This is a genomic window from Paenibacillus ehimensis NBRC 15659, assembly GCF_004000785.1.
Lineage (GTDB): Bacteria > Bacillota > Bacilli > Paenibacillales > NBRC-103111 > Paenibacillus_G > Paenibacillus_G ehimensis.
Genome location: NZ_BILX01000065.1, coordinates 1 through 15,494 on the forward strand (window position 1 = coordinate 1; position 15,494 = coordinate 15,494).

At 48.2% G+C, this 15,494-nt stretch carries 17 protein-coding genes and 1 pseudogene; 3 read left to right on the forward strand and 15 right to left on the reverse strand.

Annotation, left to right across the window (positions count from 1 at the left end; all coding sequences use genetic code 11):
• The coding region (locus PEH01S_RS26595; RefSeq protein WP_164828047.1) for a RidA family protein at positions 1-193 on the forward strand (193 nt) is incomplete at its 5' end.
• 385 nt (positions 194-578) lie between these two features.
• Here the strand turns inward: PEH01S_RS26595 and PEH01S_RS26600 are convergent.
• The 4 genes from PEH01S_RS26600 to PEH01S_RS26615 are packed head-to-tail and all read right to left on the reverse strand — an operon-like array spanning position 579 to position 4,010.
• Positions 579-1,106 carry a hypothetical protein gene (locus tag PEH01S_RS26600; RefSeq protein ID WP_127489069.1) on the reverse strand — a complete coding sequence of 176 codons (528 nt, stop codon included), beginning with the start codon at positions 1,104-1,106 and terminating at the stop codon, positions 579-581.
• 38 nt (positions 1,107-1,144) lie between these two features.
• A complete protein-coding gene (locus tag PEH01S_RS26605; RefSeq protein ID WP_025847536.1) occupies positions 1,145-1,672 on the reverse strand; it encodes an NAD(P)H-dependent oxidoreductase in 528 nt (175 codons plus the stop codon).
• 49 nt (positions 1,673-1,721) lie between these two features.
• The gene (locus PEH01S_RS26610; protein WP_407669485.1) at positions 1,722-3,359 is read right to left on the reverse strand and encodes a DHA2 family efflux MFS transporter permease subunit; all 1,638 of its coding nucleotides are present in this window, start codon (positions 3,357-3,359) and stop codon (positions 1,722-1,724) included.
• A gap of 15 nt (positions 3,360-3,374) precedes the next feature.
• Positions 3,375-4,010 carry an HlyD family efflux transporter periplasmic adaptor subunit gene (locus PEH01S_RS26615; protein ID WP_246063072.1) on the reverse strand — a complete coding sequence of 212 codons (636 nt, stop codon included), beginning with the start codon at positions 4,008-4,010 and terminating at the stop codon, positions 3,375-3,377.
• Positions 4,011-4,172: 162 nt separating this feature from the next.
• On the opposite strand from PEH01S_RS26615, the gene PEH01S_RS26620 reads away from it, so the two are divergent.
• A complete protein-coding gene (locus PEH01S_RS26620; RefSeq protein WP_127489074.1) occupies positions 4,173-4,646 on the forward strand; it encodes a MarR family winged helix-turn-helix transcriptional regulator in 474 nt (157 codons plus the stop codon).
• A 142-nt stretch (positions 4,647-4,788) separates the two neighbouring features.
• Here the strand turns inward: PEH01S_RS26620 and PEH01S_RS26625 are convergent, their stop codons facing one another.
• Positions 4,789-5,700, reverse strand: coding sequence for a helix-turn-helix transcriptional regulator (locus PEH01S_RS26625; protein ID WP_127489076.1), 912 nt, complete (start codon positions 5,698-5,700; stop codon positions 4,789-4,791).
• A gap of 102 nt (positions 5,701-5,802) precedes the next feature.
• Between PEH01S_RS26625 and PEH01S_RS26630 the strand changes: the two genes are divergently transcribed.
• Positions 5,803-6,267, forward strand: coding sequence for a VOC family protein (locus tag PEH01S_RS26630; protein ID WP_127489078.1), 465 nt, complete (start codon positions 5,803-5,805; stop codon positions 6,265-6,267).
• A gap of 545 nt (positions 6,268-6,812) precedes the next feature.
• On the opposite strand, the gene PEH01S_RS26635 is transcribed toward PEH01S_RS26630, so the two are convergent.
• From PEH01S_RS26635 to PEH01S_RS26680, 10 genes and pseudogenes are all read right to left on the reverse strand, one after another.
• On the reverse strand, positions 6,813-7,436 hold the full coding sequence (locus tag PEH01S_RS26635; RefSeq protein WP_127489080.1) for a sterol desaturase family protein: 624 nt from the start codon (positions 7,434-7,436) through the stop codon (positions 6,813-6,815).
• 29 nt (positions 7,437-7,465) lie between these two features.
• Positions 7,466-8,998 carry an aldehyde dehydrogenase family protein gene (locus tag PEH01S_RS26640; RefSeq protein ID WP_127489082.1) on the reverse strand — a complete coding sequence of 511 codons (1,533 nt, stop codon included), beginning with the start codon at positions 8,996-8,998 and terminating at the stop codon, positions 7,466-7,468.
• A 45-nt stretch (positions 8,999-9,043) separates the two neighbouring features.
• A pseudogene (locus PEH01S_RS36220) lies at positions 9,044-9,671 on the reverse strand (lysoplasmalogenase family protein).
• Positions 9,672-9,899: 228 nt separating this feature from the next.
• Entirely contained in the window at positions 9,900-10,157 is a 258-nt protein-coding gene (locus PEH01S_RS26650) for a zinc ribbon domain-containing protein (RefSeq protein ID WP_025847550.1), read from the reverse strand.
• 77 nt (positions 10,158-10,234) lie between these two features.
• The gene (locus tag PEH01S_RS26655; protein WP_127489084.1) at positions 10,235-11,170 is read right to left on the reverse strand and encodes a helix-turn-helix transcriptional regulator; all 936 of its coding nucleotides are present in this window, start codon (positions 11,168-11,170) and stop codon (positions 10,235-10,237) included.
• 51 nt (positions 11,171-11,221) lie between these two features.
• A complete protein-coding gene (locus tag PEH01S_RS26660) occupies positions 11,222-11,593 on the reverse strand; it encodes a hypothetical protein (protein WP_127489086.1) in 372 nt (123 codons plus the stop codon).
• 168 nt (positions 11,594-11,761) lie between these two features.
• Positions 11,762-12,403: a hypothetical protein gene (locus PEH01S_RS26665; protein ID WP_127489088.1), complete on the reverse strand. Its 642-nt coding sequence runs from the start codon at positions 12,401-12,403 to the stop codon at positions 11,762-11,764.
• Positions 12,404-13,150: 747 nt separating this feature from the next.
• A complete protein-coding gene (locus PEH01S_RS26670; RefSeq protein WP_127489090.1) occupies positions 13,151-13,606 on the reverse strand; it encodes a regulator in 456 nt (151 codons plus the stop codon).
• Positions 13,607-13,992: 386 nt separating this feature from the next.
• Complete coding sequence (locus PEH01S_RS35895) at positions 13,993-14,124, reverse strand: hypothetical protein (RefSeq protein ID WP_281281530.1); 132 nt, start codon at positions 14,122-14,124, stop codon at positions 13,993-13,995.
• 21 nt (positions 14,125-14,145) lie between these two features.
• Complete coding sequence (locus PEH01S_RS26680; protein ID WP_127489095.1) at positions 14,146-15,420, reverse strand: helix-turn-helix domain-containing protein; 1,275 nt, start codon at positions 15,418-15,420, stop codon at positions 14,146-14,148.
• Positions 15,421-15,494 lie beyond the last annotated feature (74 nt).

A 15,494-nucleotide genomic window follows, 5' to 3' on the forward strand; every position in this document is an offset into this window, starting at 1 on the left:
CGCGACCCGGCTTGTCGTCTATGTCACCGATATGTACAGATACCGTCCGATCGTCAACAAAATTCAAGAAGAGCTGTGGGGCAAAGGACCTTATCCTCCACGGACGATTATTGAAGTCGACCGGCTGAATCAGGACGATATCGTGGAAGTCGAAGGCACGTTCTACGCTCCGCTCAAAAAAGGGAACCGCTAGCCCACGCGAGCCTTTCAGCGCAATCTGACGGAAGACCGCCCTCCGCTCTGCCTTTATGGCATGGCGGAGGGCTTTTTGCAAGGGGTATTGAAAATATTGGAATTACAAAGAATCATACCCATGGAAAATGAATTTCCAAATTCCGGTGTGCATAACCCGTTCTGTGAATATGTGAATAGTAGAAGCTTGCAAGCGCAATCCCCTCTCGACAGGCTGTTTATTATGTGCATAACTCCGTGGATAACTAGGTGTCCGCACCGAAAATTCCCCCAGACACGGGGCGATTAATTGGTAATTGGCTTGGCTTTCGCAGCAAAAAAAGACTTCCTCACCTCGGGACGCTATGCGGTCCCCCAAGGCAGGGAAGTCTTATTCCGAAGTCGTATTACTTTTTCTTGTTGTGCATCGACCGCAGCGCCGTACGGAAGTCGTCGTCCTTCATGGGAGCTTCGCCCGCTTGCCCGGACGGCAGCCCGGGCTTTGCCGGTTGGGCGAACCCGCGGAGCGCCTGACGATATTCCGGGTCGGCAAGCTTGGCCGAAGTCCGCACGGCTTCCGCATTGGCTTCGGGGACAACCATCCGGTCCGCTTGAGCTATGGGCTTTTGGCTTGCCCGAGCCTCAGCTGGCTGCTCCGAGGCCGAAGCGACGGTTTTGGCCTCGACTCCTTCCGGAGTCGCTGCAGGCTGTTCCGGCACTGAAGGCTGCGGTTCGCGCTTCGGCGCCACGCTCCCTTGCGGAGCTGGCCCCGCGGGCGCTTCCGCTTGCCCCCGCTCCGACGCATCGTCCGAATGGCCGGGAAACTGCCGCTCGCTCCGGGGGACCGGCGCCGACATCATCGATCGCATGTTATAGAGGATAAGAACAATAACCAGAATGACGGCTATGGTTATGCAAATGACAGAAACGGTCATCTCGCTTCCTCCTTCCGTCCGCCTGAGTCATCCGCCGCTTAAGAACGAGCAAATCTCCGCGCAACCTCGGCAACCCGCTTCCCGAAGGCCCGGCCCAGCTCTTCGCCCTGCTTGCTGAGCAGCTCATCGCTATCGATCGGACACGTTACGCCCACACCGTAATACGAGCCGTACGTGGCGTTTTGCGGAAGATTGCCGGGCAGACCGACCACGATCATGCCTTGATGCAGCATCGGCGTCATCAGGCTGACCATCGTCGATTCGAGGCCTCCGTGCTCCGTCGCGGTCGTACAGAACACGCCGCCGATTTTATCGATCAGCTCCCCTTGCGCCCACAAGTAGCCGAGCTTGTCGATCCATGCTTTAAGCCCGGCGCTGATCGTTCCGAAATGCCCGGGACAGCCCCAAATAATCGCATCGGCCTCCGGAAGAGTCCTTACGTCCGCTTCCTGTACGCTGTGCACCTCCACCTCGGCGTTCTCGACGAGGGCCGCTCCCGCCGCTATGGCTTGCGCCAAGGCCTCGGTATGTCCGCCTTCACTATCGTACACGATATATAGTTTCACTTTTATCCCCCTCCTGGTCCACAAGTTTTCCCTTGAGGTTCATCCGTTCTTATTGCGCCGTTTGTCCCGGGGACGGGAGCAGAATAACCTCCGTGCGCGCACTCGTCTCCTCCGGACTATGCAGGCTCCGCTTCGGTTTATCTTTTCTGACATCGCGCAGGAATACACTCAAGCCCAGACCGACTACCGAAATGATCGTCGTCCAGAAAAAGGCGTCGTTAATTCCCATCACCGTGGACTGCAGCTTCGCTTGTCCGGCCAGCGTCATGACCGCTTGCGTTTTTGCTTCAGCCAGCGGCAGGTGCGCCGACGCAGCGATCCGGTTCACGAGCGCATTGAACGAATCCATGAACGCCGGATCGGTCGTATCCATCCGGTCCGCGAAAGCGTCGTAATGGACGGTCGAACGATTCGTAAAAATCGTCGTAATCAAGCTTGTCCCGATCGATCCGCTGATTTGGCGCAGCGTATTGGACATCGCCGTCCCGTGCTTGCTCAGCTCCCGCGGAAGCTGATTCATCCCGGCCGTCATGATCGGCATCATCAATAAAGACATCCCGAAATAACGCGCCATATAAATGGCAACAATATAACCGTAAGACGTTTCCAGCGTCAGCGTTGTGAATTCGTACGTCGTCACGGTCGTTATGATCATTCCGATGACCGCCAGCGGGCGCGGACCGATCTTGTCGAACAGCGTTCCGGAGATCGGCGACATGATCATCATCACGATCGCCCCCGGCAGCATCATCAGCCCGGAATCGAGCGGCGTAAAGCCCCGCAGGCTCTGCAAATAAAGCGGCAGAAGAATCATGCCCGCAAACATGCTTGCCGTGACGAACACGTTGATCACGGTCGACAGCGTAAAGACGCCGTAGCGGAACACCCGCATATCCAGCATCGGATGGTTCGAACGCGATTGCTGGATAACGAACGCGACGAGCAGAACGAGTCCGAGAGCGATGCAGGACAAGACCACCGTATCCTTCCATCCGCTGGACCCGGCTTCGCTAAGCCCGTACAACAGAAGCCCCACCCCGGAGATCGACGTGACCGTACCGAAGGTGTCCAGCTTGATTTTTTTTGGCTCTTCGATATTTTTCAGCTTGAAAAAAGCAATGACGAGCACCAACACGCCGAACGGGAGCATCCCCGTAAACAGCCAATGCCAGTCGTAATTTTGCACAATCCATCCGGACAAGGTCGGTCCGACCGCCGGCGCGAACATCATCGCGAGCCCGAACAGCCCCATGCCTTTTCCCCGCATCTCCGGCGGAAAGATGAACAGGATGACGCTCATCACCAGCGGAGTCAGAACGCCGCCGCCGACCGCTTGGATCAAGCGTCCGGTCAGCATGACCGGGAAGCTTGAAGCGAGGCTGCAGATCAGCGCCCCTGCGGTAAAGGAGATCATCGCGATTAAAAACAACCGGCGGACCCCAAGCCGTTCAATCAAGTACGCGGACAAGGGGATCAGAACCCCGTTCACCAGCATATAGCCGGTAAGCAGCCATTGCACCGTGCTCGTGCTGACGCCGAAATCGGCCGTCAGATGGGGGAGTGCGACGTTCAGCAGCGTCTGGTTCAGAATGGCCAGGAACAAGCCCAGCATCAGAACGGTCAATAAGCTCCCGTAACCCGACAAGCCGCCCCGGTTATCCTTCGTTTCTCGCGGAGAAGCCATCATCGCAGCTCCTTTCTATTATTTTTTCGTCAATTTAACCGTGGCGTTCATTCCCGGCAGAACGGCATCCGAATAGTTGGTCATCGAGATTTTGACCTGTACCTTCTGCGTGACCTTCGTATAATTGCCGCCCGTATTGGCGGAAGGCAGCAAAGAAAATACGGAGTTCGTCACCTGTCCGATCTCTTCGACCTTGCCTTTGAGCGTCGTGCTGGCATCGCCGTCCACCGTAATGTCCGCCGCCGAGCCAACTTCAATGTTTTTCACGTCGGTTTCGTCCAGGTTGGCCGTAACGTACAGCTTCTTCATATCGACAAGCTGCGCCAGCGGCTGGCCGGGCTGCACGATTTGGCCTTCCTTGGCCTGATTTTTGACGATCGTGCCGTCAATCGGGGCAGCGACGTTCACTGTTTTCGCCCCTTCGGCGACTTGGCCGACATTGCCGTTTTTGGTCACGATCCCGCCTTCCTTTCCGCTCCAAGCCGACAGCGTGCCGGCCGCCGGGGCGGATACCGCGATCACGTCGCCCGCCACCCGGGCATCTTCGGTTTTAATATATTTGGACGTCTGGTCGTAATAATAAAATCCGCCGAAGGCTAACAATACAATAAGAACCACGCCAATAATATTGGCTGCAAACATGCGACCTTTCATTCGCTTTCTCCTCCATTATATTTTAATATATTAATTACTTTGTGATAAAGTAATTTTATGATAAAACAACTTTAGCATGAAAAAAAACGGAACACAATTAGTAATAAAATCCGGTATACTGGATCTATCCAACCGATTTCGAACAAGCGTAAGGAGAAGCCCATGTCTGCAAATCAGCCTCCGGACACGTCCGCTCATGAATTCGACGCGATGAACAGACTGACGGAAACGTTCCTGAAATACAAAATGAAGCTCATCGAACAAAAGCACAAAGAGCCGAATTGGCGGATGAACAATACGAAATACCATATTCTCAAGGCCATCTACCATAACCCAAACTGCATGGTCGCCGATATCTCCAAGCGGTTGCAGCTCTCCTCCGGCGCAACGACGATCGCGCTGAATCAGCTGGAGGAAGACGGCATGATCGTCCGTCTGCGCAGCGACTCGGACCGGCGCACCGTGCGGACCGCACTCACCGAGCAAGGCGCTTCCTTCGTGAAGAGCGCCATGGAAATCCGGCGGCAGCTGCTGACCGATATGCTTGAACCGCTTAGCGGCGAGGAGAAGAAGCAATTTTTCGCCATGATCGACAAAATTACCGAACAGCTCGCCTTGAAGCTCGAACGGGAGTAATGGTTTCTTATCGCACCCCTGCGTTGCCGGCTACTGGATACAATAAAAAGGCCGATTTCTCTGTTCTCAGGAATATCGACCTTTTTCCTTACTGTTCAGATCAAGGGGGCCCGCCAACATGTTAAGGTTAAGCGGAACCTTTTTAAGAATAGTTCTCTATCATTTTATTTAAATAATTTCGAAAGTCTTCAACATAGGTTTTGGGCTCTACTATCACTAGATTTGTACCGAAACTTGCCAAAAATTGAAATCCAATACTGTTTTGAGGAACATGGATTGTCGCTAAGAAAAATTCAGAACTGTAGTTTTCTATACTCTTTCGACCGTACCTTTCAATGAATTGATCTTTTATGCCAGGCGAAATCAACGCCTTAATAGCGACTAGTTGCAATTGATAACTTGCTTCTTGTTCTTGTTCAAATAAAAAATCTCTTGGGTTAAATGTTTTTTCATTCATCTCAAGATGATCGATCCTGGATAGTTTAAATGTTCTATATCTCATACGATGCAAACAGAATCCTTTCAAATACCAACTCGTTTCGCTAAAATGAAGCTGATATGGCTCGACAATTCTATTCGTTTCAACACCATTTTTATCAAGATAATCAAATGAAACCAGCCTTTTCTTTAATATTGACTCCTGACATATCTTCAAGGTTTGACGAATCTCAGACCGACCCTTCCAATCATAAAACGACAGGTGAATTGAACCTTTCGGAGACAATGGGCTAACCATTGCTTCTATTTTTTTTATCGTCACTTCAACTTCTTCGCTAATTAGAATTTGTTCCAATCCGCCGAGCGCAGTCAATATATTCTCTAAGTCGGAGCTGCTTAAAAGACGTTTATCAAATTTGTATTCCTCCATAATCCCGTAGCCACCATTAATTCCATTAACAGAATAGATAGGGATGTTTGATAAACTAAGCGTTTCCATATCACGAAGTATCGTTCTTTTGGAAACGTTAAATAATTGTGCGAATTCTCTTGTTGAAACGACCTCTTTTTTTAGCAATATCATTATTATGGATATTAATCTCTCAACCTTTTCCATATAATTCTCCTTCTTTTTTGGTACTTTATTATAAATGGTGACATGTATATGTCACCTCTTATAAATTATACTAAATTTATCACAAGAAGGAGGTATTGGTTTATGTCAGCTATTGCGTATTTAAACTTTGATGGAGTTGCAGAACAAGCGATTGATTTTTATTCGAAGGCTTTACATGCGAATGAAGTAAAAAAAGTGAAATTTAAGGATTTCCCACAAGATCCAAACTATCCATTGCCGGAAAATGAGCTAAATATGATTATGGATTCTTCAATAGAATTCGCAGGCGGGAAAATCATGATGTCGGATATTTTGCCTTCAATGAAGATGGCAACAGGCGAGTTGGTGAAAGGAAATAATGTAGTTATTAGTCTAGTCATTGATGATAAACAAATACTGGAAAAATACTATAATAATTTGTCTGTCGGTGGCAATGTTATGATGCCGTTATCAAATACTCCTTGGTCTTCGTGCTTTGGATTGCTCGTTGATAAGTTTGGAGTTTGCTGGAAATTCAATCGTGACGCAGAAAAGTTACTTGATAGGCTCATTGCCAACAAACAGTAACTCATAACGGGCAGCATATTGAGAAGATTCTGCTGATACGATAGCCAAAATATGTTATACTGCTCTTACCGAAACGGAATACCTAAAACCTATTTGGGATAATGTGGACTTTTCTGGAGACTCGTCTCTATTTTCGCCACACAAAGGCCGACTGGTCATTTGTGTGGTTTTTTGCATTCAAAAAAGGAGGATGATTATGAAATTATGGCACTATGTGTGGTAGGGACTGACGGACGCGGATTGGAACGACGTCCACACGGCACTTATTCGGCCGATGGACATATTGCCTGGGCGATTTCTCTATCGGGGATCCGAATCCTGTGCAAACGATTAAGGAAGGAATCACTCGCTGGTGCGGAAACATTACTGCAGAGACAGGGGGCTATGAAACAACCCAAAAACTTGAAACACGTTTGAGCAATTCATCGCCGATGTCGTAGCCCAGTATCAAGGGAAAGGGAGGCGGAACCACGGCGCAGCGGTTCCAAATCACGGGTCTTGCATTCCCCCCTACGTTAAGGCTATCTTAGTTTTGAAGACCCGCTCTAGAGCCGCGAATCCGCTCTCCCTTCCAAATTGCGCGCCGTTTCGCTTTTTTCCACCTGCTGCTCGTCGCGGAACGTGCCCAGCATGACATCGAACAGCGGATTCGTTACGCCGTACCAGTAATGTTCGCTTTTGTAATGATGCCAGAGATGAACTTTCTTCATCCAGCGTCCCCAGGGCGTGATCGGCTTGATGGGACGATGGGCGACATAATGCGTCCATTCGTAGTAAAGCAGGAAGCTGATCACTCCCGTCATAAAAGCGACGGTCAGCACCGTATCCCGCGTCACCCCGTAAGCGATTAGCGCCGGTCCGGCCATGACCGGGAGGCTGTACCAGACAGGAAGGAACAGCAGCTTCAATTCGGTCGGGTAAATATGATGGTCATAGTGCAGGCGGCGGAGCATGGCAAGCAGCAAGGGATGCCTTGGCGGCTTCATATGAAACAAAAAGCGATGAATCATATATTCGCTCAAGGCATACCCGGCCATCCCCATCACGAGCGCCAGCCAGATCGTCCCTTGATTCGCATGCGGCAAAATGACCGTCCAACCCGCCACCAGCAATACGCACATCACGCCAATATCAAAGTGGGTAAAAAACTCTTTGAGATATGGTTTCATCGCGCATCCCCTTCCGCAGTCCGGCTCGCTTATTTGGATTTTCGCATCAGCTCAAGGTACGCCCGAATAAAACCAACGAGGCTTCTCCGGGGGCCGTACCGGCTTTTCACCAGGCGGCCGAAGACCGGATATTTGCCCGCATAAGGAAACCAGTTGACTTCCGCGGTTTTCGATCCCCGGTCCAGCACGACCGCCTTTTGATGACAAAACAACGTAAGGCCCTCTTCCCCATGGTAGCGGCCAATCCCGCTGCGCTTTATCCCGCCGAAAGGCAGGTACGGATTCGCGATCGTGACCATCACATCATTAATGCACACGCCTCCGCACTCCAGCAGGTCGGCGACACGGCGGGCCTTGTTCAAGTCCCGGCTCCAGACGCTTGCGTTCAGACCGAAAGAAGAGTCGTTCGCCAGCTCCACCGCTTCCGCCTCATCGCCAAAAGGCATGACGCTAATGACGGGACCGAACGTTTCTTCACGCATGACCTTCATCTGCGGATTCACCTGCGTCAGCACGACAGGCTGCACCTGCAAGCCCTGCGACAGCCTCCATTGTTCGGGACGAAGACCGCACTCCAGCTCGGCCCCTTCCTCCAGCGCGTGGCTCACATGATCGCTAACGATATCCACCTGCTTCGAAAATGTCATCGAGCCCAAGTCCGTATCTTCGGTTCCATTTTGGCGCAGCCGGCTTACTTCCTGCTTTAGTCGCGTCACAAAATCGGTATAGACGGATCGCTCGACGTAGATTCGCTCCACCGAAATGCAAGCCTGCCCGCTGTTGGCCAGCGATCCCCATACCGCCCCTCTCACGGCCCGTTCGAGATTCGCATCGGCGAAGACGATCATCGGGTCCTTACCGCCCAGCTCAAGCGTGGTCGGGATGAGCCGTTTCGCGGCTTCTTGCTGAATCCGGGCGCCGGTTTGCACGGAGCCCGTGAAGAAAATATAATCCGGCTCCGCCTCAATAAGCCTGGCTCCCAGTGCGCCGTCCCCGTGAGCGATTTGCACCAGCCCTTCGGGCAATCCCGCCGCCGCGAATAGACGTTCCATCAATTTCCCTACAAGCGGCGTTACCTCGGAAGGCTTGACAATGACGCTGTTTCCGGCCGTTAAGGCGCTTAACGCAGGCACCATCGCAAGCTGAAACGGAAAATTCCACGGCGCAATGACAAGAACGACACCCCGGGGCTGATAGGAAATTGTGGATTGTTTCCCGAACAAGGTGAGCGGCGTCTTCGCTTTTCGCGTCTTGAGTATCTTGACTGCGCAGTCTTCCATATGCTTGATCGCATCCGCCACGATAAACAGCTCGTGCGTCGCCGCTTCCACAAGCGGCTTCCCGGTGGCCTGAACAATCTGCTCCGCGCATTCCTCAAAATGCTCCGTCATGTAGTAGCGAATCCGCCGCAAATACGTCAATCGTTCCGCTACCGGCGTCTGCCTCCATGGAGCCGACGCCATTCTGGCCTTCTGCATTATACGGTCTACCGCTTCCAGAGGCGTTGCTTGAATTTCCTCTCCTTCTTCTCCAGTCGCAGGATTTACCGCTCTCCACGCCACCAACCATCTCTCCATTTCGCTACAAATTATTGTATTCGCCGAAACTCATCCTGACGCGGCGTAAATAATCGCCATCTGCCCGGCAACATATGTCAACCAAATCCATAGTTCCTTATGTTGGATGCGGTGTCCTCCGACATCCGTCACTCCGATCAGCAGATCGGACAGGACAAAGACCAGCCCGCCGACAGCCGTCAGCCACCAGACGCCTCCCAGCTTCACCGCCAGATCCAGAGCAAAGCAGGCCATTCCTCCGACCCATAGTCCGTATCCAAGCGCTCCATAATTCAGGATCGCTTGCTTGCGGGGATTTCGAATGAAAAACATCCACCCGACAACAAGCAGCAGACCGTAACCCGCCACGCCAATCCATAATCCGCGGCCTCCCGCAGCCCCTCCGCTGGCGGCCATCATTTGTATAAAAGCTCTGCGCTATCGCGAAGGTCAGCATACCGCCAATGAGCCTTTGCCGCCAAGGAATGACGCCGGCCATGGACAGATCGCCGAGGAATGACATCAGCATTCCCCAAAACACCCACTCGCTATAAGGCGAAGCCGCGTCGGACCGCCATATCGCGAACGCTACCGCAACCAGAGAGAGGCTGAGCAGCACCCGTACCGACAGCGGAAGTATAAGATCGTCCTCTCCGCTTGCCGCTCTCCGTCTTGCCATCCATAGGCCCCATGCCAAAAGAACAACCTGCACTCAAGCCATCCCCATCGCCTTCCCTCCCATTCTATATCCTATATATGCGGTCTTCCAGCATTTCATCGATGAGGCCGTGTGAATTCCGGCAAAAAGATGAGAGCCGCCGGCTTGCCTGCGAATAACGCAGAGCACGACGGCGGCTCCTTTTTACATCTTATTGCAGAAAAGCTTTGCGACCGGAACGTCAGCCTGTTACGCCCATCGCTTGAGCGAAGGGATCACTTGGTTCAGCATTTCGCGGGCTTGCTGCTCCGAGATGCCCTGACCTTGGACCACATGCGGAACGCATTCCTCGATCATCGATTGCACGGTAGCGTCCGGGGAGGTGAAGGCTCCTTCTTTGTAGCAGTAGGTGCAGTACTCTTCATTGCGGCTTCCGTCAGCATTCGTGCCGAAATCCTCGGCAGCGTTCAGGGGCATGCTGCAGCTTTGGCAAAACTGTTTGTCCATGTTGACAACCTCCATTTGATTGGGAATAGCTACAGCATACACCCCTAACTATGACAACTGTTTGTCATGTTCTATTTTCATTTCCCGTACATCCTGCAGATCCGCTCCGCGCGGTCCCGGATGAGCACGCGCAGCCGCTCGGGTTCTAGGATTTCGACCAAATCCCCGAAGCTGAGCAGGAAGCCATACACCCACTCGTCCTCGGGATACGTCTGCGCCACCGTCAAGAAACCGTCCTCTCCCGTTTGCAATTCCTCCATACCGAAAAATTCTTCCGCCCGCGCCCTCGCCTCCGGCGCGAAGCGCAGTACCATCGTCACCGTCCGGGAGCCGCTATTCCACATTTGTTCCAAGTCCTTCTCTTCCAGGCTCGCATGCTCTCTGCGCTCGAACGGGCTATCCGTCACCACCACTTGAGACATGCGCGACAGCCGGAACATGCGAAAATCGCCGCGAAGCGGGCAATACGCATGCAAGTACCAAGCTGCGCCCTTGAGCAAAAGCGTCATCGGCTCGACCTCACGGTCAGTCGTGATCCTATTGTTCGAAGTATACGAGAAACGGAGGGTCACCCCCTTCTGGAGCGCCTCCCGAATCAGGGCGACCTTCCGCTTCATCGCACCGTCCGCCCCCCACGGGTTCATATCGATGACGAGCCTTTCCTGCCAGAATCGGGCGGTTTCTTTTTCCTTGTCGGTGAGCAGACTCGTATATTTCTCCAGCGTCGTTCCGAGACGCGCATCGTCGAGCGTCTTCGTCATCCCTTTCAACGCCGAAATGACCGAGGCGATTTCCTCGAACGTCAGCGCGTTCCGGTCCAGCCGGTAGCCCTCCATGACGGCAAAGCCGCCCCCGGCTCCTTGATAGGCGACGATCGGGAACCCGGCTTGGCACAACGTTTCGATATCCCGGTAGACGGTCCGGACCGAAACCTCCATTTTGTCCGCAAGCTCCGCGGCCGATATTCTTCTCCTGTTGACAACCAGCATCAAAATCGCAAGTATCCGTTCCAAACGCAAGACCGCTCCAGCCTTTCTTTATTCGGACTCCTCATCATAGCAGCATTATTTCGACTTAAGCAGCACATCCTCCGTTTTTCCCGCCCATCCGACATGTATGGGGATCTCCTCGCTCTTGTGAAGAGGAGCAATCGAGGAAAGTGAGCGGTCCACGATTTTATTATTTTCTATGTTATAGCCTTTTGTCGAGGAGCTTCCCCCGGAAAAGGAATAGGAGAAGTCAATCGGCACCGTAAGCCGCTCATTCGGTTTATATTGAAGCGTCAATCTTTCCTCCGCTTTGTCGCCGATCCGATAAACTTCAAACTTCCCCGTCCAATGCTCACTCTCGCCGGAGAACACAAGGTTCTTTTGATCTTCACGGGCACATCCCTGCAAAAGCAACAGTGAAAAGAGTAAAACGAAGGCTTTTCTCATCGCCAGACCTCCCTGTTATTTACAATCATACCATACTAAAAAAGCCTGCTTATGGGAACCGGCAATTTCACATATTCGTGTGCTGAATAAGAAAAGCCCATAGGCGGGATTTCTCGTCTATAGGCTGGATATGGTGTGTGGGTAACTATTATTCTTTTAAATGGCAGATCACTTGATATCCATATATTGGATTTTGAGACCAATGACTTCTCCCGTCTTCAGATCAATATCTGCATAACCATGATAAAAATAGCTGCACATCCCCCACACAATACATGCTTTTTTTGACATATCCTGGTTATCAATCTGATATGGCTTTTTGAAAACAAACCTATAACTAACACTTGGATTGCCTGGCAAGTATTTGTCCACCAAAAAAAGTTCCGATTGATGATAAGGCAATTCAGGATAAAATTTCCCCGAAGTTCTTTTTTCATTTTTTAGATTCTGGCCTAGCATTGGCTTGGCCAGATTAACGTTATATTGCTTCTCCCCTTTGATTTCGAGCGATGCCGAGGGCAGATAATTAGTTAAAGCCTCTTGAAGATAGAAATTCATTCGTTGATCCAAGCTTTCTCTGACCACAAAGATCATACTAAGTCCTAATAAAACAATTCCTACATAGGAAATGAGGCTGTTCTTATATCGTTTTATTAATAAAAATAAACTTAATAAACATAATACAGTAACAATCGTAGCCGCAGAATAAAAAATGAATTTGTTATCCATATTTCGACGTAAGTAAATAAAGACCGGCAGCAAACAGACAATTGAAAAGTTCAGATATGTTAAAACCGTTCTCTTCTTCATCTTAAGCCCCCATCAAAAAAGTGCTATCGGCGCTTTTCAATAATTCAATTCTTATAGTCGCGAATGAATACGTAGAGGGGAAAAGTTACTATTTTGGTAGGCTTATTCGTTTTATTGGACAAGTGCTTTTTTTGTTTCATGCGTTGTTTTACCCATTTGAAGATCGATACCGCAATTGCAACTTATAAAGTTGAGAGATCTGCTGTTCCCCTACGCTCATGTCGTCCCGGTCGACGTTGGTCATGGTCAGAAATGTACACCAATAAGCAAATTGTAATATGTAAATTTCAATCCTCATAAATTAAAATGTATCAAATTGAATCCGAGTATATCTTTAAAACCTTTGATAATCAAGGTTTTTTCCTGTTCGTATCGGTTCGTAATGCAAGTGGATTTTTGAGGCTCCAAGTGAAGTGTGTCCTCATATCGTCCCCTCTATTTAATCGAAAAAAATCAGGTAGCTCCCAAAACATACTTAAAAACGTTGCCTTCGGGTCAATCATCCAAAATTTAACTCTGTATCTGGATCGCCTAATATTTTTGATAAATACGAACGCAGGCTGAAATTGGGCAGTGGCCCGCTTTCCTCTGTTTATTCGGGCTTGTTTGAATACTATTTAGAGCTTTTTGTCTAAACGAATCTGTGAGAGTTTTTGTTTCGTCGCATTCAATTTACGAAAAAATCTCATCTCTTTTGAGAAAATAAAAGGAGCCCACGGACCACTCAGGACTCCTATTTTGGTTGATCTATAGGTTCCTAATCAATTGACTAACCCATGATTGTGAAACCCCTAAGATTTCGGCTATTTTTCTCTGCGAAGCTTCTGGATGTTCCTTCATCGCTATATGCAGTCGATCCAATAGTTCTTTTCTTCTTCTGGTAATTTTTTTTATATTTTTTTTCTCGTTGACTCGTTCATGTTCTACCCGTGCTAAGAAAACTTGAAGCGCCGGAAGGCTTTGAATACAGGGCATACAAATATAAAATTTTTTAAAGTAAATGGTTTGTTCCTTGTTTGAGCAAAACAAACATTCTTTGCCGTGATATCTGTAAACCATAATCGCCTTTCTCTTGTCATCGCAGAAATACTCTGTCTTAACGTTGGGATTAAGATTCAACATACGCCTAAGCTCCGTAGGAATTACGATTCTTCCTAAATTGTCCACTACTCTAACAATTCCAGTTCTTCGATCCTCTTGCATAGACACACCTCAAACACTAACGATTTCTAGCTCACACACCGCATTTTTCGAATTTGAGCAATTAAAACGTATGTATCTAATCGTTGACTCAATTGGACCACATATTCACTCGTCAAGCTTTCGCCTTGTTGCACTGCGCTGTCCATTTTCTGTAGGATGGCTTTCATTTCGTGATGTAATATTTCGTCGCTGCAATCTGCTACTAGAATATTCACCGCTCCTCCTCCTAAAACATTTTTCATAATATAAGTCTAAATCATCTTTCTTATTTTCCATTTAATCCAAGAAATGAGAAACATTTTGCTCTTAAAAATAAAAAAACAGGCATATATGCCTGTTCATTTGTTCAATCTATCTATCGAATCAGCAAATACAACATAAAGAAATTAATGTCCCGGATTTGCATCACTATACATCATAATTTGAGTTTGCTTTTCTATGGGGTAAGTTGGGGTATTGTAAAAGCTACCACTCAAAGATAAAAATAGAACAATGGAAAAAAGAATCACTTTCTTCATAATCTTTTCCCTCCTTGACGCTTATTCATTTACATTATATGCCAAAATATAAATTATATCCATAAACTCCTTATTAAGTATTATTGAATTTTTGGTTAAACAATAAAAAAACTCACGCATACAAGCATCCTTTTCTTCAAAAGCATTAATCTTATTCAAATATTGCAGACTACTGGCGAAACTCTTCACTCCCTCATCAATTACACCAATAGTTAACTGGTAGTGTCCTTTGTGTCGATAATACTTCCCTTTCGCTCTGTAAATATTAGGGTCATCAGGACACGTATTCATTATTTCATTCTCTTTTTCTAAAAGTTTCGAACACGCATCCAAATTATCTATCTTTAAATAAATCTCAAAAAGTTCGTCTACTATATTTAACCGAAACCGCGGGCTAAACACCCTAAGATTCTCTTCAAGTAAGGGGACTGCAATTTCGTATTCCCCTTTTCTTGCTTTTGTTACTGCGCGTGTATGCTTAGCCGCCTCGTAAACAAAATCGTACTCGTATTTTTCAAAAACGTCTAATAACTCTTCAACTTTATCATAGTTTTTCAAAGCCGAATAAGAATTTATCATGGACAGATGCGCTCTTGCCTTTAATTCTGATTCATTTTTTTCAAGCACCATCCCATTCTCACAAAACTCAATGCACTCCCTGTATTTTTTCGTATTATGAGCGTGCAATCCCATTCTGAAATAATAGATTACCTTTTCTTCGTTAGATAAAAAATCAATATAATGTATAATTTCTAAGCCATCTTGGAACGTTTGTTCAAGACGTTTCAGGTCTAACCTTTCGATCAAATACTTCTGTAATAAGCCTTTCGCAATATAGTTCATAACGCCATGCTTTCTCGAATATTTCACAATGACGTTATACAGTTCTAATCTTAAGCTAGAATCACTAACCCCTTGCGTAAAGTAATAAAGTCGTTGTAAAGCGTCTTCCGTTTCGTTGCTAGGGTTTTCAAGCAAACGCAACGCGACTTTAGACGCGAGTGATGGCTCCTCACTTGACAATACATCTTGCAGAACTTCATATAAAACTTCCGTTCGATTTTCTATTCTAATGTAGCATTCTATGAGTTCTTGGTAAGCTTCGGGGAAAGCACTTGTGATCGCTTTTACTGTTTTAAATTCAGGACGCTTGGTTGATCCTTTTTCGAGTTTTTGAAGTACAGGTTTACCCACACCCGTTAACTTCTCAAGTTCTGCATATGTCAAATTTTTCTCTTTTCTAAGTTGGAAGATGATATCGGAGATGGTTTTATTGTGATTTAAAATATCCACCATACTACATAACCTTCCTTTTTATTCTAATTTTTACATTGGTTAATTATAGCAAAGTAAGTTTTATATGACAATTA